The sequence below is a fragment of the Mucilaginibacter gotjawali genome (genome assembly GCF_002355435.1).
Classification (GTDB): Bacteria; Bacteroidota; Bacteroidia; order Sphingobacteriales; family Sphingobacteriaceae; genus Mucilaginibacter; species Mucilaginibacter gotjawali.
Genome location: NZ_AP017313.1, coordinates 5150728 through 5176209 on the forward strand (window position 1 = coordinate 5150728; position 25482 = coordinate 5176209).

A 25482-nucleotide genomic window follows, 5' to 3' on the forward strand; every position below is an offset into this window, starting at 1 on the left:
GATTAGCGAGTATGTCAACATTAGCAGTTCACGATCACGGCTTGGTACATCACGAAGAAGGACACGAACACCATCATAAAGCCACGTTTCTGAATACTTATGTATTTAGCCAGGATCATAAAATGATTGCCAAACAATTCCTGATCACAGGGATTACGATGGCATTTATCGGTATGTTGTTATCTCTGTTATTCAGGATACAGTTAGCCTATCCGGATAAATCATTCCCTTTGCTGGAAACTTTATTGGGCCGTTTCGCACCAGGCGGACGTTTGAGCCCTGATTTCTACATGTCGCTGGTTACCATACACGGTACTATCATGGTATTCTTTGTGCTGACAGCTGGCTTAAGCGGAACTTTTGCGAATTTACTGATCCCTCTTCAGATAGGAGCCCGTGATATGGCTTCTCCGTTTGTAAATATGCTATCCTATTGGTTCTTCCTTATAGCGAGTATCATCATGGTTTCTGCATTTTTTGTGGAAAAAGGGCCTGCCAGCGGTGGATGGACCATTTACCCGCCTTTATCGGCTTTACCTACGGCAATGCCCGGTTCTGCTGAGGGTATGACTTTATGGCTCATCAGTATGGTTTGCTTTATTGCCTCATCATTAATGGGCGGTATTAACTACGTTAGTACAGTTTTAAATATGCGTACCAAAGGTATGGACCTTTGGAAAATGCCGTTAACTGTGTGGGCTTTGTTCCTTACTGCAGTTTTAGGTGTACTTGCTTTCCCTGTATTAGTTGCAGGCGTAGTTTTATTGATATTTGACAGAAGTTTTGGTACAAGCTTTTACCTTTCGGACATTGTTTTGAACGGAAAAGTAATGCCATTCGAAGGTGGCAGCCCTATTTTATTCCAGCACTTATTCTGGTTCCTTGGTCACCCGGAAGTTTACATTATCATCATGCCCGCGATGGGGATCTCATCCGAGGTGATGTCGGTAAATTCACGTAAACCAATTTTTGGTTACCATGCAATGGTGTATTCACTTATCGGTATTACCGTTTTATCATTTATCGTTTGGGGTCACCACATGTTTGTAACCGGGATGAACCCCTTCCTTGGCGGTGTATTTATGATCACCACGCTGATTATCGCGGTGCCATCGGCTGTAAAAACCTTTAACTGGCTGGCTACTTTATGGCGGGGTAATATCCGCTTCACTCCTGCCATGCTTTTTGCTATCGGGATGGTTTCTTTCTTTATCTCTGGTGGTTTAACCGGTATATTCCTGGGTAACGCTGCTTTGGACATCAACCTGCATGATACTTATTTTGTGGTTGCCCACTTCCACCTGGTAATGGGCTCTGCTGCTATTTTCGGCATGCTTGCGGGCGTGTACCATTGGTTCCCTAAAATGTTCCGCCGCATGATGGATGACCGTTTAGGATACCTGCATTTCTGGGTAACCTTTGTAGGCGCATACCTGGTATTCTTCCCGATGCACTTTATGGGCCTTGAGGGAGTTCCGCGCCGCTACTATGCCATAACTGAATTCCATCAATGGGATCACTGGCTTAATGTAAATACGTTTATTACCTGGGCCGCTATTATGGCCGGCTTTGCACAGGTTGCATTTATCATCAACTTCGTATATTCTATTTTTTGGGGTAAGAAAACCGTCCAAAACCCATGGAATGCAAATACTTTGGAATGGACCGCTCCTATCGAACATATTCACGGTAACTGGGCGGGTGAATTACCAACTGTTTACCGTTGGCCATATGATTACAGCAAGCCTGGCCATGAAGAAGATTTCATTCCGCAAAACGTTCCTTTTTCACAAACCATGAGCTCAAATATGCCTCACGATTTTGAAGACAATCCTGAAGGGTTGGAAGAATTCAACAAATGGACAAGTACACAAAAAGCTAACGAAGAAGTAAAATAAGTCCGAAGTTTTTAGTCCTGAGTCTTGAGCCAAAAGATTTGTGTATGTCTTTGGCTTAAGACTCAGGATTTGTTTTAATACCACTTTTATGCCGGTTGAAAGGTTACTTGCCTTTCAGTTTGATTATTTAGTTTGCAACGTTCGGCTTAAAACTAACAACCGGTTTTTCTTTAAAATAAATGAAGACATTCGCGTCAAAAATCAGGTTCCAGAAATACAGCCTAGTTACTATAGTACTGCTCTTTATACTTATACTTGCAGGCGCTGTAGTTCGTAGCACCGGTTCTGGAATGGGATGCCCCGACTGGCCAAAATGTTTCGGACAATATGTACCCCCTACTTCCATCAACCAACTGCCAAAAGATTATAAGCAGAAATATGTTGCTGAGCGGACGGAAAAAAATCAAAAATTCGCCAAAACACTTGACCTCTTCGGGTATGTCGACCTTGCACGCCGCATCCGGGAAGACAAATCAATATTGATACCTGAAGAATTCAACGCGTCCAAAACATGGACAGAATATATCAACCGCCTTGTTGGGGCTATTTCTGGTTTATTTTTGGTATTGGTGGCTATTTTTTCATTCAGTTACCGCGGCGAAAATAAACTGATCCCGTTTTTAAGTGTTCTGAATATTCTACTGGTGGGTTTCCAGGCCTGGCTTGGGTCCATCGTCGTGTCAACCAATCTTGTATCTGGTATTGTAACGCTGCATATGCTGTTGGCGCTGGCAATTTTGGCTATTTTGATTGGCACCTACCACATGGCTAAAACTTATGGCAAACACCGGTTAGATTCGAGCCCGATAACACATGTAGTGATGGTACTCACCTTAATTATTTCAACTGTTCAAATTGTGTTTGGCACTGAAGTTAGAGAAAAAATTGATGCCGTATCAACACATTTACAGGGCGGCTACCGCGAAGCCTGGATAAGTAATGCAGGAGCGATATTTGTTCAGCATCGCGACATCGCTATATTGGTATTGCTGGCAAACATAGTACTGTTTTTGCTGATCCGCAACGGTTTTAGCAGGCATTCCAATCAACAACAGATAATGAGCTTTATATTCCTGATTATTATGCTGCAAATGGGTACAGGGATCTTGTTATCCTATTGGGCGCTGCCACCATTTGCACAGGCATTACATATTTTACTGGCCAGCCTTATTTTCGGCGCCCAGTTTTACCTGATGCTGAATTTGTATACATCAGTAAAGAACCAGGAGGCCAATAGATGAGGTGGAGCGATTTTTCCAAACTGATAAAGTTAAGATTAACCTTTTTAGTAGTTTTTTCGGCGTCAATTTCTTTCCTGATCGGCAGCAAAGTTAACGGCGATATCAACTGGTTTAATTGGGGGAAACTGATTGTTGGTGGCTTTCTGGTCACCGCGGCTGCAAACTGTTTTAACGAGATTATTGAAAAGGACCTGGATAAGCTGATGAAGCGGACGATGGACCGGCCCATACCGTCGGGACACATGACCACGGGCCAGGCGCTTGTATTGGGTTTATTTATGGGAATGGCGGGCACCTACCTTTTAGGGAGCCTTAATATCGATACGGGATTATTATCCGTATTTTCAATTGTACTATATGCTTTTGTTTATACGCCTTTAAAGCGCAAATCGCCAATAGCTGTGTTTGTTGGAGCAATACCAGGCGCGCTGCCCCCGCTTATCGGCTACGTTGCCGCTCACGAAAAGATTGATGCTATCGCTTTAATTTTATTCGGCATACAGTTTGTATGGCAGTTCCCGCACTTCTGGGCCATTGCCTGGGTATTGGATGACGATTACAAGCTGGCCGGTTTCAGGCTGCTTCCATCCGGAAAAAGAAATTTAACAAGTGCTATAGTTACTTTTATATTTACGTTACTATTAGTACCCGTAAGTTTATTGCCTACCTGGTACCATTTTGGCGGTTATTATGTGGGGGCAGTGTCACTGGTTTTCAGCCTGGCCTTTTTATACCTCGCGTATAAGCTTTTAAGCACCCTGGAGATCGGATCAGCAAAAAAGCTGATGTATGGTTCGTTTTTATATTTGCCGGTAGTGCAATTAATGTTTTTATTTGATTTTATAGGAAAAGTGAAATGATGGCGCAGATACAACAAAAAGATAAGGTAAACCTTGGTGCAAAAAAATTCAGTATGTGGATTTTCATATTCACATCATTTATGCTTTTTGCTGCCTTATCAAGCGGGTTTATTGTTTACAGCGGCGGCAGGGGCCACGGCCTTGACGTAATTTTGCCGCAGGCTTTTATGTACAGCACAGCGGTAATCATACTCAGCAGCATTACCCTGTTTTTAGCCTCAGGGGCGGCCCGGCAACTGCAGTTTGCAAAACAGCGCCTTTATTTATGGCTTACTTTTTTCTTAGGTATCGCTTTTTTTGCGATACAGATCTATGCATGGTATGTCCTGGCGATAAAAATGGGCATCTATTTTATCAATCCTAATGCATCAAGGTCATTTATTTATGTATTCAGCGGATTACATTTAGTACACGTTTTAGCAGGCCTGGCGGTACTGTTAAATGTTATTATAGCCAGTTATCGCAATACACCACAGGTAAAGAATTTATTCAAAATGGAAATGGCATCTATTTTTTGGCATTTTCTCGATATTATATGGATTTATCTGTATGTTTTTTTACTTTTGAACCAATCTTAAAAACAAATAACTAAGTACAAATGAGTACAGCAGTAACACAACATGTTGATGAGGTAAAATCAACACCATGGTCAGGAGGCAGATCGCCTTTTAATGTAGAGTATGGCAAAATGATGATGTGGTTTTTCCTCCTCTCGGATGCATTTACTTTTTCGTCATTATTGATCTCTTACGGCGCTTTACGTTTTAGCGCACCAACCTGGCCTTCGCCGTCTTTGGTATTCCAATCTGTTCCCGGAACTTCAATTGAGCACGGTGCTCCTTTGGTATTTGTAGGTATCATGACCTTCATCCTGATTGCCAGTTCGGTTACAATGGTTTTGGCAGTTGAGGCCGGGCATCGCAATGCAAAAAAAGAAGTAGTTACCTGGATGCTGTTCACCATATTAGGCGGATTGATGTTTTTAAGCTGCCAGGCATTGGAGTGGAACCACTTACACAGCGAAGGCTTCTGGTGGGGACATATTCCAACCAAAGAGGTGATGTCAGAGTTTTTTAAAGGAAACGTAACAGAAGGCCAGATGGCGATGACATCGCACCAGTTTGCAAATTTATTCTTTACCATTACAGGTTTCCATGGTTTCCACGTATTCTCGGGAGTGGTTATTAATATCATCATTACGATAAACGTTTTACTGGGCACCTATGCAAAACGCGGCAGCTATTTAATGATCGAAAAAGTAGGTTTATACTGGCACTTTGTAGATTTGGTGTGGGTGTTTGTATTTACTTTCTTCTATTTAGTTTGATAATTTAACCTGATTAAGATATGTCATCAGAAACTACAACAGTTCATGCAGCAGGCGCTGAACACGGCGAACACGAAGGAATGACCAAAAAAAGAATATTAAAGATCTTTTATATTCTAACGGCGATTACCTGTGTGGAATTTTTTATCGCACTTTGGTTAGGGCCTCACCTTCAACTATCATCGCAGGTTGTTAACCCTGCTTATATTATATTAACTTTATTAAAAGCATATTTTATTGTCGCATTTTTTATGCACTTAAAATTTGAAAAAGTGGGATTGGCGCTGGCTATCATCGTTCCCATTCTTTTTATAATCGGTTTAATACTGGTGCTTACAAATGAGAGCCATTATTGGATCGGTTTAAGGCACATATGAAAATTGCGGTCATATTAAAAAAAACTATAATCCTGGTACTTGTTCTATTAGTGCCAGGATTTTTATATTATTTACTGGTATCAAAGGGCAAAAACAGGTACTTAAATCTACCGGTTTACGGGCCTAAAACAGTACTGAAAACAACGCACAAGGTTGGCCATAACGATGTACCTGATACACTTTATCACACATTGCCCGACTTTAAACTGACCGACCAGGATGGCAACACCGTAACGCCAAAAACTTTTAGCAAAAAAATATTCATCGCTAACTTTTTTTACACGCACTGTAAAGGCTTATGCGACCAGATGAACACAAGTATCAACCAATTAGCTACGGGTTATGCAGTCAGCAAAATGGTTTACTTTGTTTCTATCTCTGTTGATCCCCAACGTGATTCCGTAAAGGCTTTAAAAAATTATGCCAACATAATTAAACCGCCGTCAGCAAGATGGCTGTTTTTAACTGGCGATACGGCTTCCATTTATTCCCTGGCGCATAATGGCTTCCTTGTTAACGCGCTGCAGGCCGGTAAAGACAATTTTATTTACAGCGATAAGCTGATGCTAATTGACGAAGACATGCGGATAAGGGGATATTACAGTGGCGCCTCCACTTCAGATATGATTAAGCTGGGTGATGAAATTAAAGTATTAATAAAAGAAGAGGTATTGAAAAACGATACACCGATGTATTAGAGATTAGTGACTAAAGATTAGAGATTAGCTAAACCATGCCAGACTATGACTGATAAATTTATATTCCGATTCGTTGCAGCAGTATCCGTATTCGTTTTTGTGGTAGTGTTGGTATTAAACCGCAGGCTCATTCCTGCTCCTGCAGTGCTTCCGTCATTCACTGTGTACCTGCCAATGCTTAACGCATTTTTAAACGGCACCTGCAGCCTGCTGCTGCTGGCATCGCTCTGTTTCATAAAGCTTCGTAATATTAAAATGCACAAGCGCATTAATATTACGGCATTTTGCTTATCCTCATTATTTTTAGTTTCGTACATACTGTTTCATTATTTAAAAGCCGATACCATCTTTGGTGATGTTAATGGCGACGGACACCTGTCACCATCAGAAAGCGAAGCGGTAAGCACCTTACGTCCGGTTTATTTAACTATACTTATCTCTCATATAATCCTTGCTGCCGGCGTTTTGCCGCTCATATTGTTAAGCTTTTACCGTGGACTGCAAATGCAGGTTGAAAAACATAAAAAGCTGGTAAGATGGGCATTCCCTATTTGGTTTTATGTAACAGTTACGGGCGTTATTGTTTACCTGATGATTTCTCCTTATTATCATTTTTAAGGGTTCCGGCAGGGGTTAATGAATGTTTAATACTTTGCTTTAAATTGCAACCAGCCCCGATTGCTTCCTATCATTAAATACGCTAAATTTGCCTTTATGAAAGCATGGCTGAGAATAACTTTAACGCTTGGGGTACTTTGCCTGGTGATGATTGCATTTGAACCAGCGAAAGCACAATGCTCTCAATGTGCGGCACAGGTAGCTACCAATTCAAAAAATGGCGGAAATGCAGCGAATGGGCTAAATAAAGGCATATATCTTTTATTAGCTGCGCCGTACCTTGCAGTGGGCTTTGTTGGTTTGATATGGTATAAAAAATTCAGGCGCAAAAATGTAAATCTCGATATCCAAAACGATAAATTGCATTTAAACTAAGTGTATCAAACCCCGGGGAAACCCGCCTATCTAAAATAAATGTCAAAAACAGCTAAATCATGGGCAATGCTGCATGCCAAATGCCCGCGATGCCGCAGGGGCGCTATGTTTAGCGGGGGGATATACAACTTCGGGTCGAACAAGATATTTGACAGATGCCCGCATTGTAACTTATATTACGAAATTGAACCCGGGTACTTTTATGCGGCAATGTATGTAAGTTACGCTTTGAATGTAATGGAAGGTCTTTTAATAGTGGCGCTTACTTACTTCATAACTCAAAATTCAACTTCGCCCTGGTTATATATCGGCACAATCTTAACAGGATTGCTTGTGCTTTCGCCTATCAATTTCAGGTATTCACGCGTTTTGTTATTATATTGGCTATCGCCTAAAATAAATTACCAGCCACATTTAGATAAAGATGATTCAACGGCAAACCATTGATTTTTTAAAAGAACTGATTGAAAATAATAACCGCGATTGGTTTATGGCCAACAAGGAGCGGTACGAAACAGCCAGGGAAAATGTAATTGCCTTTACAACTGAACTGCTGGGCCTGCTGCAAAAAATTGATCCGCAAATTGATAGCGCACTCGACGCCAAAAAATGTGTAATGCGTATTTACCGCGATATCCGTTTCAGCAAAGACAAAACCCCTTACAAAAATTACTTTGGCGTAAGCATACCCACCAAAGGTACAAAAGCCGGCAGGGCCGAATATTATTTTCAAATTTCGCCGGGAAACTCACTAATAGCAGGCGGCTACTGGATGCCTGAAGCGGATCACTTAAAAGCAATAAGGCAGGAAATTGACTACAACGCCAACGATCTGAAAAAAATAATTAATGAACCGGAATTTGTAAACCTGTTTGGCGATTTCAGAAAACAAGAACAACTGAAAAGTGTTCCAAGAGAATACAGCGCTGATAATGAAAATATTGACTTGCTGAAACTTAAAAGTTTTGTAGCTTTTCGCCCATTAAAGGATGATGAATTATTGCTAAAAAATGCGGTGTCGGATATAGCCGGCATTTGCGGCAAAATTTATCCTCTCAACGTTTTTTTAAATAATGCATTAGCTTAATCAACCATAATTTATTGTCATGAAAATAAGGTACTATTTATTTGCCACCGCCATTTGTTTTGTTTTGCACTCATGCGTAGTGTTGTCACCCAAAAAATATAAAGCTTTAGTAGCTGAACGCGATTCGCTGGCTACCCGGACAGGGGTCCTTGAAGATACGGTTGCCAAACTGCGTGCCGACACGATGAGGCTGCACCGCGAGTTAAATGATATGCAAAATAATTACAACGCGTTAAATACAAATTTCAATTCGCTGAATGACAAATACAGCGCTTTGAACAATAATTTCACCACAAGTTCAAGCAGAGTAAGCCAACTTTCAGCAGACCTGAAAAAACGCGAAGCACGGCTAAAAGAGGTTGAGGATGCCCTGCATAAACGCGACGATGCATCAAACGCATTGCGCGATAAGTTGCAGAAAGCACTGCTTGGATTTCAAAACAGCGGCTTAACCGTTGATATCAGGGATGGTAAGGTATATGTTTCTTTGGCTGACAAATTGCTGTTCCCGTCGGGCAGTATAAATATTAACGAGAACGGTAAACTGGCATTACAGCAATTGGCTGCGGTGCTCAATAAAGAACCTGATATTACTATAGCAGTTGAAGGCCATACCGATGACAAAAAAGTAATCAACCTCGGCCAGATCAAAGATAACTGGGACCTGAGCGTATTGCGGTCAACTTCAGTTTGCCGGTATCTAACTGAAGTAGAAAAGATTGATCCGAAACGGCTTACTGCAACAGGTAAAAGTGAGTACCAGCCTGTTGACCCTGCCAACACAAACGATGCGCGCACAAAAAACAGGCGTATTGAAATTGTGCTCTCACCAAAACTGGATGAATTGTATAATTTGATAAAACAATAGTTAGCATCAGAATTTACAGGATTAGAGAATTAACAGAGTTCTGAAAATTCATTAATCCTGTAAATTCTGATTCAGACAAATATTAATCCACTGTTTGCATCAGTGTATTAAATATCACAAAATGATTTTCAAATTCCTGGTTGTGGGCTTCCTGCAGGCGGTGTAAATGTTTACTGTAAAACTGGTTAAAATCGCCTATACTATCTGCACGGTATTGAATGCAATAGGTAACCCCTTCATTAGGCGAATCAATAACATTAAGGATCTGGAATGATTTGAAATAGCCGGTAGCCATAACGGCAGGTATGTGAACTTCTTTTATCCATTTAAGCCACTTTTCCTGGACGGCTTCTTCTATAATTACGGTATCGTTAAATATAATCATGTGTTAGTTGTAAGGGTTGTAATATGTTGTAAAGGTTGTAATAGTTTTTAAAATTTTAAATTGTTATTGCAATTACCGCCATTATGTTGACTTTGTGCCCCGCCAATACCAATGAACTAATAAACCAGTGAACTATTGAACTAAGAAGCATCATTCTTATCCCCTCTTAAAAGCCTGAAGCGTTTACGGGCCTCGTTGATCCAGAGGCTGCCGGCATAATCGGTAATGATCTTTTGGTAATATATTTTTGCTTGTTCTTTATCAGATAGCTGGTTTTCGTAAATATCAGCCAGCATAAATATGGCATCATCGGCCCAAAGGCCCGTGCCATACTCCTGCGCTATTTTTTTCAAAAGAATAACCGCTGCCGGGTAATCTTTTTGCTGAATAAGCAGCCTTGATTTTGCCATTAATATGCCATCAGCAAGCGAATTCGCAGGGTATTTGGTATCAATACTATCCAAAGTATGCATTGCTTTTTCGGGCTGCTCGGCATAAATCAAAAGGTCGGCCCGGGCAAACATCTTCAAAGCCGCACCGGTGCTATCGGCAAATAAACTCTCCGAAATAAGCAGCGACAAGTTCAAAGCGTCATTTGCGATCAGCTCGGAAGTTGCAGCTTTTAAAACATCCAGCTGACCTTTTGCCCAGGTAAAATCGCCTGTATAATAGGCCAGTTTTGCGTTGCGGTATTTTGCATCCTGCCCAATGGCTGAGGCCTGGTTATCCAATTCAACCTGGCTATACAATAAAGTGGCATTCCATGGTTTGCCGCTCAGCAGCGAAATGTCGCCCAGGTCCAGCTTACATGAGGCAAGTAACGTCCGGTTGACCCCAGGGATAGCTACGGCCTCTTCAAGAATTTTTTGCGCCTCATCCAGTTTATGCAATTTAAACGCCTCCAAATTCGCGAGTTTTTGCATGGCAAAAACGGTGTTAACGTTTTTGCCAAATTCATCCAGCAGTGCGTTATAATTTTTCTCGAGGCTCAAAAGGTCGTCCTCCGTATACTTACCCGACGTAACTTTTTGGTTCTTGGTATTGATCAGTTCAATCTTCGAAGAAATGTAATAAGGCGAATCTTTCCCTTTACTGATCAGGTATTCGTATCCCCTGATCGCCGCGTCGTAAGCATCATTTCCTTCAAGGGTACTGCAAAGCTCAAAAACACTGCTGCCGTCATCGTTAAGGCGACGGCTTAACGCAAGCGCCTGGTTTAACGCCTGGTCGAATTCTTTTTGCTGCATGAATTGCCAGGTCAGCAATTGAGGATACAAGGGCTGTTGCGGGTCTTTCTGTATCCTTTTTAAAACAGCAATCCTAAGTATATCGTAGTCTGCTGCGTTTTCATAAAGGCCTGCCAGCGTATTCTCCGCCTGGCTGATGAATGCTGGGTTTGCCGGCAAAAAGTTAAGATATTCCTCAGTTAGTGCCGCTTTATCTCTTTTATACCGGTAAAGATTGATCAGCTCGTAAGAGAAAAGGGCATCATTATGCAGCATTTTACGGCCCTTTTCAAATATCCTGATGGCATACTCAATATTCGCATTCTGGTAGAATTGAGAGGCCAGGGCCGATATTTCGCCCTGGTCGGGCGGCAAATTTCTAACCAGTTCATCGTACAAGGCATTGGCCTTATCAACCTCGCCCTGCTGGGTATAAGCAGTGCCGAGCGTAATGATATATTGATGATCGCCGGCGTGTTTCCGGATCATTTTTTTAGTGATCCCCTCGGCCTCATCAAACTTTTTAAGTTCCAGCAAGGTATTTACATACACACCAAAATAACTCTCGTTATCCTGTTTATATAGCTTTTGATAAATATCAAGGGCCTTTTGCTGTTCACCGTTAGCCGCAAATTGCTTCGCCAGCTGCAGTTCTGTATCCTGTGCAAAAGCACTTGCAAAACAGGAAAAAAGCAGGAAAGTACAAACCGCGAAATATTTCATTTTTTCAAAAGTAATCAATTATGCATTAATTTGAAGATAAGCATATTTGACGATCTTAACTTTAATATTATTCGTTTTATAGGTGAAAATCCTATTATTTTTTGCATTTTCAAAAATTCAATTTGTCTCCGTTTCAAATTGAAACTATAGTTATATAACGGTTTTGCAGGGTAAAATTGTAGTGACACTTAAAATTGATTGAGTATATTGCATACCTTAACCTAATTAAAACATTAAATATAAACCAATGTTAAGGCCTTTAAGGGTATTACTTTCTATCGCTGTAATAGTGGCTTTATGTACTTGCAATCAACAAAGTACACCCCGTATTCCTATTTCTGATTTTTTTAAGATCCCTGAAAAAAGCACATTCAGAATATCTCCGGACGGCAAATATATTTCCTACCTAAAAGCATACAAGGGTAAAGAGAACCTGTTTATACAGCAATTGCCGGATGGCAAGGAACAGATGGCTACCTCGTTTACTGACTATCCTGTCAGGGGTGATTATTTTTGGACCTATAACAATCACATCGTTTTTAGCCAGGATTTAGTGGCTAATGATGAATTAAAGCTGTTTACTATAGATGTAGCCACATTAAAACTAAAAAATATTCTTGACCAGCAAAAAGTCAGGATAAGCCTTTTGAACAGGAATAAACAGCAGCCGGATATAATTACCATCAGGATGAACAAACGTGACCCTGCAAATTTTGATATTTACAGGTTAAACATCATAACAGGCGAACTGATCCCCTATCTCATCAACCCGGGAAATATAACAGAATGGTACCCGGAAGTGGATGGTAAAATCCGGCTGATCACGTCATCAGACGGCGTTGACAAGACTATTTTATTCCGCCCGAATGAAAACGCTCCGTTCCGGCGAATTATTGAAAATAATTTCAGCACCTCAGTTAGGCCCATTGCTTTTACAGGTGAAAAAAATTATTTCTATGCCTTATCAAATGTGAACCGTGATAAAACAGCCCTTGTTGAAGTTAATGCTGAAAACGGCAGGGAAATAAAGGTATTGTATTTATGTACAAATGCTGATATACAGGACGTTGAATATTCAAAAAACAAAAACCACCTTGAAATGGTGAGGTGGGAAGCAGCAAAACCACAAAAGCATTTTTTAAGCGCAGACATTAAAAGCATATATGACAAACTGCAGCCCCAACTTAAAGGCACCGAAATAAACATCACCGACAGGGATAGCGCCGAAAATAAATTTATCATTATTACCTATACTGACCGGAACCCGGGGACCTATTATTTATATGAAAATAAAACCGGCCAGTTAAAAAAACTTGGTGACATCAATTCGACGCTCAATCCCCAGGATCTGTGCAAGGTACAGCCGGTATCATATAAGGCGAGTGATGGATTAACTATTAACGGGTACCTCACATTACCCCAGGGCACAAAAAGCACAAACTTACCGGTTGTAATAATGCCGCACGACGGACCATTTAATCAAAGTTTTTGGTGGGGCTATAATCCCGAGGTACAATTTTTAGCTAACCGCGGTTACGCGGTTTTCCAGATAAATTTCAGGGGGTCCACCGGTTACGGGAAGGCATTTCACAACGCGGGCTTTAAAGAAGTGGGGGGCAAAATTCAACAGGATATAACTGACGGCGTTAACTGGCTCATCAGCAATAAAACCGCTGATCCGGATAAAATAGCCATTTTCGGTGCCGGCTTTGGCGGATTCTCGGCATTATATGGCATCTCGCTCCACCCCAGGTTATACAATTGTGCTATTGTTCAGCATAGCCTCATCAATTTTTTCTCTTTCATTAAAGATGCGCCGCCGTTTTTAAAACCATCGGTAAAAATGATGTACGAAATGGTTGGCGATCCGGAAAAAGATGCCGCCCAGCTGAGGGCTATTTCACCGGTTTTTCATACCGATAAGATCAGGGCGCCTTTATTGATTTTTCAGGGAGCTAAAGATGACAGGGCAAACATCAGTGAATTAAACCAGTTTGTACGCGAACTGCAAAAACAAAACGGAAGTGAAAATGTGAAGTACTTTTTAAAGCCAAATGAACGGACCTTTTTTAGGAGCGAGCATAACAGGTTGCAAATGTATGCTGAGATAGAACAATTCCTGGATAAAAATATGCGGGTTAATCCATAAACCCTGTTATGAACAAGTCAAAAAGCATTTATCGCAAAAACTTTTCGCTGGTCGTTGTTTTCCTTATTTTGATTTCGGTGATCTTTGTTGTCGCACTTTTTATTTCGTATGATTTTAACGCTAAAAATATCGATAATGAATTTGCTTCAAAAAAAATTGATGTATTAGAGCAAACCATCAAGCCCTATAATGACCTGTTTCAAAATAAAATCCCGGAGATCACCTCATACCAGGGATTTTTAGACTCCACTTCTGCAGCAAAATACGCTGATGCAATTTTTCATAACTTTCCTTTTGTACAGAAAATAGTGTTCTATGATGCCCGGATAAGCAGTCAAAAAAACAGCACGGTATTAAGGGATAACCTCGGTGTCTCTATCAACCAAATGTACCAGTATGCCCCGGCAAACGGGCAGGTAAAGGGCATCAGGGTATGGAATACAAACGATGAGGATGATTTTAAAGAAATGGCTGTGAAGCTGAGTGATTATATCGCTTTTTCAGATACTTCGAGAGAGTCGTCCCAGATCGAGATATTTAATACCTTTTATAATATTAAATCAGGGAAGATCAGCTATTCAAATATTCCCAGGCGCACAGATGTAAAAAACTACCGTGAATTGATAAAAAATGGTAGCCCGACATCCTATTACAAGCAAAATATTATGACTTTTTTCTTAGACCCCTATTCGCTGAGGGTTAAGAACACACATAAAGAACTTTACCAGGATGTAAGCATTCAACCGGTGGTTTATGACCCGCTGGATGCAGGTAACAATAACCTGGTAACCGAAGCTGCTTTGCCAGGGGCGTTTGCTGACTTTAAACTCTACTTTAGGTCTGATAGCGATTACCTTACGGCAGAAACCAACCGGCGGTTTATGCCTATTGCCGCGATGGTATTGTTGATTTACTGTTTTTTAGTGCTGATCGGGTGGCTGATTTACCGCAACCTGAATGTAAACCTTAAATTATTCAAGCTGCAATATGATTTCATTAATAATTTTACTCATGAGTTTAAAACACCTGTGAGCGTAATTAAAATAGCCGGATCAAACCTTAGCGCCGAGGGCGGGCTGAGTGATAAACAACGTAAACAATATGGGAGGATATTGAACGAAGAAGCTGATAAACTAAATGACCTGATGAATAAACTTCTGTCATTTACCCAGCTTGAAAATAAATCGATTGATATTAAAAAGGAGGAAATTGACGTTGAAGCGTTTGTGACGAAATATATTGAAACATTTAAAATAAAATACCCTGACTTTAAAATCAACTTTAAGGCTCATGGGGTTACTTCGTTTTATAGCGACCCTGTGCTTTTGGGCAGTATTTTCCAAAACCTGATTGAAAACGCCTATAAATATTCACATCCAAGTAAAAAAGTGTTGAATATTAATGTTTTGCAGCAAAAACGGGATATTATTTTTTCTTTTGCCGACAGGGGTATAGGTATCCCAAAAAACGAGTTGAATAATATATTTAAAAAGTTTTACCGCATAGAAAATCAGTATAATCAAAACGGGAGTGTCGGCCTTGGGTTAGCTTTCTGTAAAGAACTGGTAAATTTTATGCACGGAGACATATCTGTTAACAGCAAAGTGAATGAAGGATCGGAATTTATCGTCACCTTGCCTTATGAAAATTGAATTATGAACAAAGAAATTAAGATCGCGCTGGTTGAAGATGATGAGAACCTGCGTTTTTTGGTAGCTGAACGCTTACAATCAGAAGGGTACAAGGTACTGGAGGCGCCTAACGGCGATGATGGTGAAAAAGTAGTTTTGGCAGAAACCCCCCATGTAGTATTGCTGGACTGGATGCTGCCCGGTAAACAGGGATCGGAGGTTTGCACCAGCATAAGGAACAACGGTTACGAAGGACAGGTAATTATGATGACCGCCAAGGGCCAGGATATCGACAAAATTGAAGCTTATAAATTTGGTGTGTCAGACTATATCATCAAACCATTTAACATGGATGTTTTGGTGGCGATGATAGATAGTAAAATCAAATTTTCATTAAATACCGACAAATCTGAGTCCTACAAATTTGCAAATATGGAGCACCAGCCCAATACGCATTTATTGATCAGGGACAGCCGTAAAATTGAATTAACCATCCTTGAAAACCGGATTTTGCTTTATTTCCTTAAAAATAAAAATAAGGTGATTAACCGCGAAGAACTGATGATGGAGGTTTGGGGCTATAATGCCGACGTAAATACGCGCACCCTGGATATGCATATTGTAAGGCTGCGCAAAAAAATTGAAACCAATGCCGATTCGCCGCAATATTTGCAAACCGTAAGGGGGATTGGGTACAAGTTTGTTTACGCGGGATAGTATTCTAAAATAAACATTCATAGAGACGTGATGCATCACGTCTCTACCTCGTTTTAAAAACTTCTGAAATTATAAATTCTCCAAAAAACGTTTGTGAGGCGATGGTTTCATAACCATACTGCTCAAACTGTTTCTCAATAGCGGGCAGCGCCGATGCTTCGATATTGCAAATCAGCCTGAAAAATAAAAACATCGATTTTAGTAACTCTCTTTGCCACCATTTTCCTTTCAATTGGAAATCGCAATTGAGCCATAAACCGCCCGGCTTTAATAGGGAGTGAATACGATTAAATACCTGTTTAAATGTTTGCTCGGTAAAATTGTCAAACAAAAATGGCGTGACCACAATGTCAAAGCCGGGAAGAAAAGGAATATCTTCTATAGCTTTATTTATAAAAACAACCTGATTGTTACCTGTATCCCGTTTTTTTGAACGGGCCATCATTTTTGGCGCAACCTCAACATAGGTGCACTGTAAACCGGATGGATGAATTTTAACAATTTCTTCCAGTATCCAGCCCGTGCCACCGCCAACGATCAAAACATTCGAATTGGGGGGAATAAACCGTAACAGGTAAACCTGCGCCTTAATCAAAGCCTTTCCGTATACCAGGCGAGAAACCCCGTCGTAAAACCATGCGGAGTTGTTGTAGTTGGCGGCCATGTTTGAGTTGATTGGGTTGATTAAGTTAGATTAGGTTGATTAAGTTTTAATAAAGAGAGCAATTCAACTGAATCGACTGCTCACCTGTTCAACCTAATCAACTAATTCCCTATCTTTAGTCATCCATCCTTAATTCAGCAATTATGAGTACATTTTTCACAAAGATCACATTTATAGGTATACTATGTTTATGTTCAGCTAACCTTTTTGCACAGCCCACCAAACCTGACGATAAATATAGCCGCCAGGAAGTGATGATACCCATGAGGGATGGAATTAAACTGCATACCGTTATCTACACCCCAAAAAATCAGGCAGAAAAACTACCATTTTTAATCACCAGGACGCCTTATGGTGTAAGTGAAAACCCGAGCCCTGAAAGGGAAGGTTATATCAAAGATATGGCCGACGAGGGTTATATTTTTGTTGCCCAGGATATCCGTGGCAGGTATTTATCACAGGGGAAATTTGAAATGCAGCGTTTTAACCGCGATAAAAAAGATCCGAAGGCAATTGATGAAGCAAGCGATACTTTTGATACCATTGACTGGTTACTTAAAAACATCCCTGACAACAACGGAAAGGCCGGCATTTACGGCATCTCCTATGATGGGTGGACGGCAATTATTGCCGGTACTGATCCCCATCCTGCTTTGAAAGCAGTATCAGAACAGGCCACCCCGGCCGATATGTTTATGAATGATGATTTTCACCATAACGGCGCTTTCCGTTTAAGCTATGGTTTTGAATATTCGGTATTAACTGAGGCTGCAAAAACGGACTCGTTGTATAATTTCGGACAATACGATACCTATGACTGGTACCTTAAACTGGGTACACTCTCAAACATCAATAAAAAATATGCACACAATACGCTGCCAACCTGGAACAACTTTATTGCACATCCCAACTACGATAGTTTTTGGCAAAAACAAGCGCTGGCTTACCGCTTAGATACCCCCAGAACCGCTATTCAGCACGTATCCGGCTGGTGGGACCAGGAAGATATGGTTGGCCCGCAAACCGCTTACAAAACTTTGGAGAAAAAAGATGTTAACCACAAAAATTTTATTGTTTTAGGCCCATGGAGACATGGTGGCTGGGCCGGTGGCGATGGTACCAGCCTGGGCAATATTAAATTTGACGGGCAGGCCACGGGCACTTATTTCAGGAAAGAGATCCAGGCTAAATGGTTTGCATGGTATTTAAAAGGCAAGGGTGACGGTAATTTTGCCGAGGCTATTTCTTTTCAAACAGGCTCAAATAAATGGATGAATTATAGCGCCTGGCCGCCAAAGGAGGCTGTAAGCAAAAACATTTATTTTCATACCGATGGGAAGCTATCTTTTGAAAAACCCTCTGCGGCTGAAATAAAATCCTTTGACAGTTATGTTTCTGATCCTTCCAAACCGGTACCTTACCGGCAAAGACCAATTGAAGAAACCTACGGCCCGGGCTCCCGCTGGTATTACTGGCTGACAGAGGACCAGCGCTTTGTTGATAACCGCCCTGACGTTTTAACCTGGCAAACTGATACCCTTACACAAGACGTTACCATAACCGGGAATGTACTGGCAAAAATATACGCGTCAACCTCCGGCAGCGATGCGGATTGGGTGGTTAAACTGATAGATGTGTATCCGCAGGATTATAAAAAAGAGTTAAAGATGTCGGGCTATGAGTTGATGATTGCCGATGATGTATTTCGCGGCAGGTTCAGGAAAAGCTTTACAAAGCCGGAACCCATAACGCCCGGAAAAGTGGAAGCATACAGCATCGATCTGCATGGCGCCGATCATGTTTTTAAGAAAGGGCATAAAATAATGGTACAGGTACAAAGCACCTGGTTCCCGGTGATTGACCGGAATCCGCAAAAGTATGTACCCAATATTTTTGAAGCTAAAGCAGGCGACTATCAACCGGCGACGCAAAAAGTTTATCATTCGGCAATTTTCCCGAGTAGTATAGTTTTGCCGGTGATGCAATAGTTTGACAACTTTTGCGCAGTTGTCAAATCTATTTTTGCGCAGCCTTCATCAATCCAAACGGCCCGTATTTATGCTGCATTTCGCTAAAGTTATCAGCATAAGGCCCAAATGGAAAATCTATCGGTTTGTTTTTCAAATCCTTCCAGTCGTTACGTTGGTCGTAATGGGGCCGGGGTTGAGAATTGATGAACGCTGCTACATTCCAGGCTTCTTCATCCGTTAGCTGCGGGCTCTTGTATGTTGCGCCAAAAGGCATATTGTTTTTTACAAAACCGGCCAGGTTACCGATGCGGTACATACCTGCGCCATTATTATAACTATGATCGCCCCATAACGGCGGGTAGGTGTAGGTGAGTTGATCTGCCGCAAGCAAACCTTCGCCATCAACGCCATGGCAAACCTTACATTTAGATATAAAAACAGCCTGTCCTTTATGCGGGTCAGCGGGGGTTTTCAAAAACGTGAGCTTTTCTGTTGCCGAACCAAACAGCTTTTTACCTTTTTTCACCCCCTGCCCTATCCAATTGATATAAGCCATCATAGCACGTACTTCCCTCCCGTTTGTATCGGGAACTTTACCTGCCAGGCTGCGCTTAAAACAATCGGTTATCCGGCCGGAAAGCGGCTGAATTTTACCGCTTCGATAACTCTGCTTTGGGTAATTCGCCAGTACGCCAGCGTAGTTATTGGCAAAGAGTCTGCTGCCACCCTCCAGGTGGCAATTCTGGCAATTCATCCCATTTGATAATTGGGCAATACTTCCCCTGGGGCCAAAATATTTTGCCGTATGGGCCAGCAGTTCTTTGCCGTACCGGATCATATCACCTGTTTTGTTTTTTGGGATAGTGGTTGAATTGGGGGCTTTCCAGGCATTGGCGGGGATTATCCTTGTGCTTGATACCAATTGTACTGAGTGTGATTTATTGTTATTACACGATATGGAAATAATACAAATCAATATCAAAAATAAAACGCCGGGGAATTTATAACAAAACACACTTGTGTTGTTATCTACATTTGATTGCGCCATGAATGAATTGTGATTAAATACAACATAAAAATAAGCTATATTAATTCTATTTCGCAAATACCAGCCTTTTACCTATTATGCTAACTTTACACCGAAAAAATCCAGGAGTCATTAATGCCAGATAACGTTTCATATACCTCGGCCAAATCCAGCAAGATCATTCTCTATTTTTTGTTGTTTTGGACGATATTGAATGCCATCCAGGCTTTTACCCTTGAGCTGCAGGCCGATGAAGCCTACTACTGGCTGTATTCCCGCTACCTGGATTGGGGTTATTTTGACCATCCGCCCATGGTGGCGTTGTTTATCCGCTTTGGCTATGCATTAATCCATAATGAGTTTGGCGTAAGGTTGTTGACCGTACTGGCCAGTTCTGCCTCTGTTTATTTGCTTTGGCTCATCCTAAAAAAATATGCGGTTGATGCCGTGGCCTTTGTATTAGTTGTATCAGGGATCTTTATTTTCCATATTTATGGATTTACCATCACGCCGGATGGGCCGCTCTTCTTTTTTACCGTGCTGTTTTATTACGTATACCAGCGATATATTGAACAGGACAAATGGAGCCTGGCAATAATATTGGCCGTGGTTATCGCCTGCCTGCTTTACAGTAAATACAATGGGGTGTTACTGATCGGGTTTACGGTGCTTGCAAATATCAAATTATTAAAGCGCGGATCGTTTTGGGCCATCGTTATCCTGTCGTGCGCCCTGTACCTGCCTCACATATTATGGCAGGCAAATCACGGTTATCCTTCCATCAATTATCATTTGTTCGAACGTTCGGCCCGCACTTATGATTTCACCGATACTTTTTCCTATATCCCCGGCCAGCTGTTTATGGCGGGCCCGCTGATTGGCTGGTTCCTGTTTTACAAAGCTTTTACCACCAAAATAAAAGATGCCTTTGTGCGCACCCTAATGGTAAACTGTGTTGGTACGTTTTTATTCTTTTTCTTTAGCAGCAGCCGCGGCGAGGTACAACCGCACTGGACTTTCATCCTGTTTGCTCCCTTAGTGATGCTGGTGCTCATCCATTTTAAACAGCAAAACGGCAGGCCGAAATGGCTTTTCCCATTGGCCATGGTTAATTTGAGCCTGATATTGGTGGTTAGGCTGATCATTATTTTCGGCTTCGGCTTTGCAAGGACTTATGGCCATTTAAAAAGCTATTATGGCTTTAAAGATTGGGCTCACGTGGTAAAACAAAAAGCCGGCGAACATTATGTAGTCATGAGCGAGGGTTTCCAAAACCCGGCGAAATACGATTTCTATACCAACAGCCTGAAATGTTTTGCCTACGATACCCGCTATTATCGCCGCACACAATTTGACATCTGGCCCATGGAGGACAGCCTTCAGCATAAAAAGGTATTTTACTTAAATTGGTTCCCGATAAAAGGATTAACGACCGATTCTATAAAAGTGCCTGCCGGTACCTGGTACACCGCCTGGATTGACGATTTCCGTACCTACCAGCAAATTATTTTCGAAACCCCGACCTACAAAATAACAAAAGCACCGGGCGATAAAACCAATTTCCAGTTAACTTTTAAAAATCCTTATCCTTATGCCATCAGCTTTAGCAACAAGGGTTATACACATGCTGTTGTTTTGGAGGCTTGTTTTTTTAAGGGTGATAACATTATTAATACCCAAAAAGCCGACAGCACTTTCAATCAAATAAATTTAAAACCCGGTGAGACCGGCCGTTATAATTTTACATTAAATGCCCCGTTGGAGAAAGGAAGTTACGATCTGCTGTTTTCGCTGCGTACCGATCCGTTCCCGGGAAGCAAAAATGGCAGAATTATTACCTTTACAGTTAAATAAAACCCCTATTATTAAACAATGAAAAAACTCTACTTTACCTTACTGATTTCAATTATAACGGGAAGCGCTGCCCTGGCGCAAAGCGTCGACGTAAATTTTAGCGGCCTTGGCTTTTTGGATAACCGGGAGTATAAAGACTTTGTTGCCCGGTCGCGCACTTATTCCGGCATGCGTACCGAGCTTGATTTCGGGTTAAATATTGATAGCTTAAACCATTTTATAGTTGGCGCTAATGGTATCCATGAATTTGGTGCCGTGCCTTTCTTTTTAAAAGTAAACCCTGTAGCCTATTATAAATTTAAAAGCAACACATGGCAATTTATGGCGGGTGAGTTTCCGAGAGTTGGCTTGCTTGATAATTACCCCAGGGCGCTATTGAATGATACACTGCAATATTACCGCCCTAATGTGGAAGGTTTGCTGGCCAAATATCAAACTTCTCATTTTATGGAAACCGGCTGGATTGATTGGGTGAGCCGTCAAACCGATACCGCCCGCGAGCAGTTTTTATTTGGGTTTGAAGGCAAGTACAAACCATCGTTAACGGGGCCGTTTTACATTGTGCACTATTTTTTACTGGAGCATAATGCCGGAGCGGCTATACTGAGGCCTGATGACCATATACAGGATAACGGCGGCGGACAGGTTAAACTGGGGCTTGATTTCAGCCATAAACAAAAAGCATTCGATTCCTTAACATTTGAAGCTGGGGTAATGATATCAATGGAGAGAACCCGCGGCGTGGATGGCCTGCAAACACCAAAAGGGTTTATCGCCAGCGCTTATGGCAGCTTTAGCCGTTTTGCTATTTTTGATGAATTTTATGCCGGACAAGGATCGCACGTCAATTTCGGCGATTCGTTTTACGAAAAGAAATTTTATAACCGCCTCGACCTGATCTTTAACACCTTCGTTTACAAAGGCCTTCGCGGTAAATTTGTATTGAGCGTACACCGTACGCCCGGCTACACCAGCAACCAGGAAGCCTTTAATATATCCTATGACCTGGGAAGAAGGGTGATCGGGAGGTTTAAGGATTAGTGATTGGAGATTAGAGACCGGAGATTAGGACAGAAACTAATCTCCGGTCTTTTTTTTATAACTCAGATCATTATTGCCGAAACGTCAGTTGCAGCTTCTTCCGGACTTCACTGACTCTCGGACTAATCTCTAAAACCGCGATATATCCCCGCTGCCACTTTTACGGCTGTTGACAACCTTTGCAGACCCGGTATAGCGTATATCGCCCGAGCCACTTACTGAAGCGTCAATTCTTTCACTCACGTTTACCTGTGCATCGCCTGAACCGGATACCCTTACGGCGCAGTTAACAGTAAGCAAATTGCGGGCAGTAAAATCGCCCGATCCAACCAAACTAACCCCTGAAGTTTCGGCACGCCCTGAAAGTTTCATGTCGCCCGAACCTGTGATACTGCAATCAAGGTTTTTTGCATCTACCCTGCCTGTCATATCGCCCGACCCGCTGATGCTTAAGCGTAATGCGTTTGATGAAATGCCCTCTTTAAAAAAGGCATCGCCCGAACCTGTAAGACTGATACTGTTAAGGTTTTTTGCGACTACATATACGACAATTTTTTTATGGTGCCCCCAAAGGTCGCCCCAATTAAATGTATCGTGTTTATTATATATTTTCAACACACCGCCATCCACCTCGGTAATAATACGGCTTATTATATCTGACGGCGCTTCTACCTTAACAGATTCCGTTGAACCCTGGGTGATATATACGTCAAACGACCCCGCTACGTCAACTGCGTGAAAACCCGAAAGATGGCGGTCGACTATTTCCGAAAAATTTACGGTTACAGATGGATGGGATTTCGCGATAGAAACGCCGCTAGTGGCCAACAGCACGATTACGGCAAAAATCCTTGTAATTGATCTCATGATTTGTATGTTTTATTGAATAAGACAACACTTAAAACAATAAGGTTGCACTAAAGTTACGAAAATAAAAAAGCAAGAAGTGAATAGTGATGGGTAAATAGTGAGTGGCTTTTTTAAAAACTTTGCCGCTATTCCACGCCTAACTATTCACCCTTTAGGTACAAACTTCATTATTCGATATGCATTTCCCCCTTTTAGGGGGCCGGGGGGCTTAGTCCACCAGCACCCCGATATAATAATTAAAAGTATCCACCTCTATATTATCCTTCGTGGCGCCTGTTATCGAAACAGGTTTAAATCGGGTGGTGGGCTGAATAAATTGATATTCGCCACCCTTAATTTTCACCTGTACGGGCATATTAAAATCTTTTGTATCGGCCTGCCAGCGGCAATGTAATTTACCATTAATCACCATAAACTCCAGTATCGGGATGTTTTTATAATGCAGGTACTGGTCAAATACAGGTTTCAGGTTTTTGCCTGACTGATTACTGATATAATCAACAACGTCATCATAAGTTACCGTTTGGTGGTAAAAAGTTTTGTTTAATCCCCGCAAGATATTGCGCCATTTTTCATCGTCATTAATAATCGTCCTGATCATGTTCAGCAGGTTACCACCTTTGTAATACATATCTTCCGACCCTTCTTTGTTTACACCGTAAATACCTACAATCGGGCGATCGTTTTCAATGGATATCCGGGTACCATGCACATATTCCTGCCCCGCCAGTTTGCCGTAGCGCTGTTCAACAAATAAGGATTCAGAGTAATTGGTAAAACTCTCATGGATCCACATATCGGCGAGGTCTTTTGAAGTGATGTTATTGCCAAACCACTCGTGCCCGCTTTCATGAACAATAATAAAATCCCACTTAAGCCCCCAGCCGGTCCCGGAAAGGTCGCGGCCAAGGTAGCCATTGATATAATGATTACCATAGGCGGTGCCGCTCTGGTGTTCCATACCCAGGTGCGGGGCCTCTATAAGCTTATAGCCATCTTCGTAAAAAGGATAAGGGCCAAACCAATGTTCAAAGGCGCTGATCATGTCCTTTACATTCTCTCCAAATTGTTTTTTAGCTTTTTCAAGGTTATAAGTCAATACCCAGTAATCCAGCGTCAGCTTTCCTTTTTCGCCGTTATAAGTATCGCTAAAATGGGTGTATTTGCCAATATTTGCTTCAATATCATAGTTATTGATAGGGTTGGATACAAACCAATCGAAACGGGTATATCCATTTTTCAGGTCAGTTACTTTTCTGAGGCGGCCATTTGACGCATCCTGCAAACCTTCAGGAACACTGATACTGATGAGGGCACTGTCCACCTCGTCGGCCTGCTGGTCTTTGTTTGGCCACCATATGCTGGCGCCAACACCCTGGCAAGCCGTAGCTACCCATGGGTTACCTGCTGAATCCTTTTTAAAAACGATACCACCATCCCAGGGGGCGTTTTTAGCAATAGTGGGGTTACCCGAATAATACACCGTAAATTCATCCTTGCTGCCTTTCGCTATTGTAACCGGGAAAGTAACAAACACAGCATTGTATTCGCGGGTGTAAGGCAGTTCCTGCCCTTTATAAACCACTTTTTCAACTTTTAAATTGGCAAACAGGTCAAATTGCAGTTTGGTAAAATCCTGCATGGCGGTAAATTTAAAGAGCGTGCTGCCGCTGATGAATTTATGTTCGATATCAAACTTAACATCCAGGTGGTAATACCCGATATCATAGCAGGTACGCAATGGGGTTGATAAATCTCCCCGCAGGGTATCGGCACGTGTAAATAATGCTTTGGCTTTGCCCAACTGGGCGTTTGCTTTTAACGTAAGAAGCCCGAGGGCCAAAAGTAACAACTGGTATTTTTTCATTTATATCTG

24 protein-coding genes are annotated in these 25482 nt (G+C 41.7%); 18 read left to right on the forward strand and 6 right to left on the reverse strand.

Going from position 1 to position 25482, the window contains the following annotated elements; translation table 11 throughout:
- Positions 1-11 precede the first annotated feature (11 nt).
- The 12 genes from MgSA37_RS22655 to MgSA37_RS22710 all read left to right on the forward strand — a co-directional run bounded on the left by MgSA37_RS22655 (position 12) and on the right by MgSA37_RS22710 (position 9349).
- On the forward strand, positions 12-1898 hold the full coding sequence (locus tag MgSA37_RS22655; RefSeq protein ID WP_096355296.1) for a cytochrome c oxidase subunit I: 1887 nt from the start codon (positions 12-14) through the stop codon (positions 1896-1898).
- A 179-nt stretch (positions 1899-2077) separates the two neighbouring features.
- Positions 2078-3139 carry a COX15/CtaA family protein gene (locus MgSA37_RS22660; protein WP_096355298.1) on the forward strand — a complete coding sequence of 354 codons (1062 nt, stop codon included), beginning with the start codon at positions 2078-2080 and terminating at the stop codon, positions 3137-3139.
- Positions 3136-3999 (forward strand): heme o synthase, encoded by an 864-nt coding sequence (cyoE, locus tag MgSA37_RS22665; protein WP_096355300.1) that lies wholly within the window; start codon positions 3136-3138, stop codon positions 3997-3999. The genes MgSA37_RS22660 and cyoE overlap by 4 nt, the downstream gene beginning before the upstream one ends.
- On the forward strand, positions 3996-4577 hold the full coding sequence (locus MgSA37_RS22670; protein WP_311732856.1) for a cytochrome c oxidase subunit 3: 582 nt from the start codon (positions 3996-3998) through the stop codon (positions 4575-4577). The genes cyoE and MgSA37_RS22670 overlap by 4 nt, the downstream gene beginning before the upstream one ends.
- Positions 4578-4597: 20 nt before the next feature.
- The gene (locus MgSA37_RS22675; protein ID WP_096355302.1) at positions 4598-5326 is read left to right on the forward strand and encodes a cytochrome c oxidase subunit 3; all 729 of its coding nucleotides are present in this window, start codon (positions 4598-4600) and stop codon (positions 5324-5326) included.
- 20 nt (positions 5327-5346) lie between these two features.
- Complete coding sequence (locus MgSA37_RS22680) at positions 5347-5703, forward strand: cytochrome C oxidase subunit IV family protein (protein WP_096355304.1); 357 nt, start codon at positions 5347-5349, stop codon at positions 5701-5703.
- Positions 5704-5753: 50 nt separating this feature from the next.
- Positions 5754-6401 carry an SCO family protein gene (locus MgSA37_RS22685; protein WP_232010715.1) on the forward strand — a complete coding sequence of 216 codons (648 nt, stop codon included), beginning with the start codon at positions 5754-5756 and terminating at the stop codon, positions 6399-6401.
- 45 nt (positions 6402-6446) lie between these two features.
- Complete coding sequence (locus MgSA37_RS22690) at positions 6447-7019, forward strand: DUF420 domain-containing protein (RefSeq protein ID WP_096355308.1); 573 nt, start codon at positions 6447-6449, stop codon at positions 7017-7019.
- A gap of 96 nt (positions 7020-7115) precedes the next feature.
- Positions 7116-7394 (forward strand): hypothetical protein, encoded by a 279-nt coding sequence (locus MgSA37_RS22695; RefSeq protein WP_096355310.1) that lies wholly within the window; start codon positions 7116-7118, stop codon positions 7392-7394.
- A 39-nt stretch (positions 7395-7433) separates the two neighbouring features.
- Positions 7434-7841 (forward strand): DUF983 domain-containing protein, encoded by a 408-nt coding sequence (locus MgSA37_RS22700; RefSeq protein ID WP_096355312.1) that lies wholly within the window; start codon positions 7434-7436, stop codon positions 7839-7841.
- Positions 7819-8481, forward strand: coding sequence for a DUF2461 domain-containing protein (locus MgSA37_RS22705; protein ID WP_096355314.1), 663 nt, complete (start codon positions 7819-7821; stop codon positions 8479-8481). Before MgSA37_RS22700 ends, MgSA37_RS22705 begins: the two co-directional genes overlap by 23 nt.
- Positions 8482-8500: 19 nt before the next feature.
- Complete coding sequence (locus MgSA37_RS22710) at positions 8501-9349, forward strand: OmpA family protein (protein ID WP_096355316.1); 849 nt, start codon at positions 8501-8503, stop codon at positions 9347-9349.
- 82 nt (positions 9350-9431) lie between these two features.
- Here the strand turns inward: MgSA37_RS22710 and MgSA37_RS22715 are convergent, their stop codons facing one another.
- Positions 9432-9734, reverse strand: coding sequence for a DUF4286 family protein (locus tag MgSA37_RS22715; RefSeq protein WP_096355318.1), 303 nt, complete (start codon positions 9732-9734; stop codon positions 9432-9434).
- A gap of 140 nt (positions 9735-9874) precedes the next feature.
- Complete coding sequence (locus MgSA37_RS22720) at positions 9875-11683, reverse strand: tetratricopeptide repeat protein (RefSeq protein WP_096355320.1); 1809 nt, start codon at positions 11681-11683, stop codon at positions 9875-9877.
- Positions 11684-11930: 247 nt separating this feature from the next.
- Between MgSA37_RS22720 and MgSA37_RS22725 the strand changes: the two genes are divergently transcribed.
- The 3 genes from MgSA37_RS22725 to MgSA37_RS22735 are packed head-to-tail and all read left to right on the forward strand — an operon-like array spanning position 11931 to position 16180.
- Positions 11931-13832, forward strand: coding sequence for a S9 family peptidase (locus MgSA37_RS22725; RefSeq protein WP_096355322.1), 1902 nt, complete (start codon positions 11931-11933; stop codon positions 13830-13832).
- An 8-nt stretch (positions 13833-13840) separates the two neighbouring features.
- Entirely contained in the window at positions 13841-15484 is a 1644-nt protein-coding gene (locus tag MgSA37_RS22730) for a sensor histidine kinase (protein WP_096355324.1), read from the forward strand.
- Positions 15485-15487: 3 nt separating this feature from the next.
- A complete protein-coding gene (locus tag MgSA37_RS22735; RefSeq protein ID WP_096355326.1) occupies positions 15488-16180 on the forward strand; it encodes a response regulator transcription factor in 693 nt (230 codons plus the stop codon).
- Between the two features lie 43 nt (positions 16181-16223).
- Here the strand turns inward: MgSA37_RS22735 and MgSA37_RS22740 are convergent, their stop codons facing one another.
- Positions 16224-16844 carry a class I SAM-dependent methyltransferase gene (locus MgSA37_RS22740; RefSeq protein WP_096355328.1) on the reverse strand — a complete coding sequence of 207 codons (621 nt, stop codon included), beginning with the start codon at positions 16842-16844 and terminating at the stop codon, positions 16224-16226.
- A 143-nt stretch (positions 16845-16987) separates the two neighbouring features.
- On the opposite strand from MgSA37_RS22740, the gene MgSA37_RS22745 reads away from it, so the two are divergent.
- Positions 16988-18832, forward strand: a complete 1845-nt coding sequence (locus MgSA37_RS22745) for a CocE/NonD family hydrolase (protein ID WP_096355330.1) — start codon at positions 16988-16990, stop codon at positions 18830-18832.
- A gap of 28 nt (positions 18833-18860) precedes the next feature.
- Here the strand turns inward: MgSA37_RS22745 and MgSA37_RS22750 are convergent, their stop codons facing one another.
- Complete coding sequence (locus MgSA37_RS22750; RefSeq protein ID WP_232010716.1) at positions 18861-19736, reverse strand: c-type cytochrome; 876 nt, start codon at positions 19734-19736, stop codon at positions 18861-18863.
- A gap of 240 nt (positions 19737-19976) precedes the next feature.
- On the opposite strand from MgSA37_RS22750, the gene MgSA37_RS22755 reads away from it, so the two are divergent.
- Both MgSA37_RS22755 and MgSA37_RS22760 read left to right on the forward strand, forming a co-directional pair.
- Positions 19977-21695 (forward strand): ArnT family glycosyltransferase, encoded by a 1719-nt coding sequence (locus MgSA37_RS22755; RefSeq protein ID WP_096355334.1) that lies wholly within the window; start codon positions 19977-19979, stop codon positions 21693-21695.
- Between the two features lie 18 nt (positions 21696-21713).
- Positions 21714-22736 (forward strand): hypothetical protein, encoded by a 1023-nt coding sequence (locus MgSA37_RS22760; protein ID WP_096355336.1) that lies wholly within the window; start codon positions 21714-21716, stop codon positions 22734-22736.
- A gap of 129 nt (positions 22737-22865) precedes the next feature.
- Here MgSA37_RS22760 and MgSA37_RS22765 read toward each other — a convergent pair whose 3' ends face one another.
- Positions 22866-23603: a head GIN domain-containing protein gene (locus MgSA37_RS22765; RefSeq protein ID WP_096355338.1), complete on the reverse strand. Its 738-nt coding sequence runs from the start codon at positions 23601-23603 to the stop codon at positions 22866-22868.
- Positions 23604-23814: 211 nt separating this feature from the next.
- Positions 23815-25473, reverse strand: coding sequence for a M1 family metallopeptidase (locus MgSA37_RS22770; protein WP_096355340.1), 1659 nt, complete (start codon positions 25471-25473; stop codon positions 23815-23817).
- Positions 25474-25482 lie beyond the last annotated feature (9 nt).

Coding starts and splice junctions, on each gene's coding strand:
- MgSA37_RS22655 (WP_096355296.1), top strand. CDS start 12: ATGTCAACATTAGCAGTTCACGATCACGGCTTGGTACATCACGAAGAA.
- MgSA37_RS22660 (WP_096355298.1), top strand. CDS start 2,078: ATGAAGACATTCGCGTCAAAAATCAGGTTCCAGAAATACAGCCTAGTT.
- cyoE (WP_096355300.1), top strand. CDS start 3,136: ATGAGGTGGAGCGATTTTTCCAAACTGATAAAGTTAAGATTAACCTTT.
- MgSA37_RS22670 (WP_311732856.1), top strand. CDS start 3,996: ATGATGGCGCAGATACAACAAAAAGATAAGGTAAACCTTGGTGCAAAA.
- MgSA37_RS22675 (WP_096355302.1), top strand. CDS start 4,598: ATGAGTACAGCAGTAACACAACATGTTGATGAGGTAAAATCAACACCA.
- MgSA37_RS22680 (WP_096355304.1), top strand. CDS start 5,347: ATGTCATCAGAAACTACAACAGTTCATGCAGCAGGCGCTGAACACGGC.
- MgSA37_RS22690 (WP_096355308.1), top strand. CDS start 6,447: ATGACTGATAAATTTATATTCCGATTCGTTGCAGCAGTATCCGTATTC.
- MgSA37_RS22695 (WP_096355310.1), top strand. CDS start 7,116: ATGAAAGCATGGCTGAGAATAACTTTAACGCTTGGGGTACTTTGCCTG.
- MgSA37_RS22700 (WP_096355312.1), top strand. CDS start 7,434: ATGTCAAAAACAGCTAAATCATGGGCAATGCTGCATGCCAAATGCCCG.
- MgSA37_RS22705 (WP_096355314.1), top strand. CDS start 7,819: ATGATTCAACGGCAAACCATTGATTTTTTAAAAGAACTGATTGAAAAT.
- MgSA37_RS22710 (WP_096355316.1), top strand. CDS start 8,501: ATGAAAATAAGGTACTATTTATTTGCCACCGCCATTTGTTTTGTTTTG.
- MgSA37_RS22715 (WP_096355318.1), bottom strand. CDS start 9,734: ATGATTATATTTAACGATACCGTAATTATAGAAGAAGCCGTCCAGGAA.
- MgSA37_RS22720 (WP_096355320.1), bottom strand. CDS start 11,683: ATGAAATATTTCGCGGTTTGTACTTTCCTGCTTTTTTCCTGTTTTGCA.
- MgSA37_RS22725 (WP_096355322.1), top strand. CDS start 11,931: ATGTTAAGGCCTTTAAGGGTATTACTTTCTATCGCTGTAATAGTGGCT.
- MgSA37_RS22730 (WP_096355324.1), top strand. CDS start 13,841: ATGAACAAGTCAAAAAGCATTTATCGCAAAAACTTTTCGCTGGTCGTT.
- MgSA37_RS22735 (WP_096355326.1), top strand. CDS start 15,488: ATGAACAAAGAAATTAAGATCGCGCTGGTTGAAGATGATGAGAACCTG.
- MgSA37_RS22740 (WP_096355328.1), bottom strand. CDS start 16,844: ATGGCCGCCAACTACAACAACTCCGCATGGTTTTACGACGGGGTTTCT.
- MgSA37_RS22745 (WP_096355330.1), top strand. CDS start 16,988: ATGAGTACATTTTTCACAAAGATCACATTTATAGGTATACTATGTTTA.
- MgSA37_RS22755 (WP_096355334.1), top strand. CDS start 19,977: ATGCCAGATAACGTTTCATATACCTCGGCCAAATCCAGCAAGATCATT.
- MgSA37_RS22760 (WP_096355336.1), top strand. CDS start 21,714: ATGAAAAAACTCTACTTTACCTTACTGATTTCAATTATAACGGGAAGC.
- MgSA37_RS22765 (WP_096355338.1), bottom strand. CDS start 23,603: ATGAGATCAATTACAAGGATTTTTGCCGTAATCGTGCTGTTGGCCACT.
- MgSA37_RS22770 (WP_096355340.1), bottom strand. CDS start 25,473: ATGAAAAAATACCAGTTGTTACTTTTGGCCCTCGGGCTTCTTACGTTA.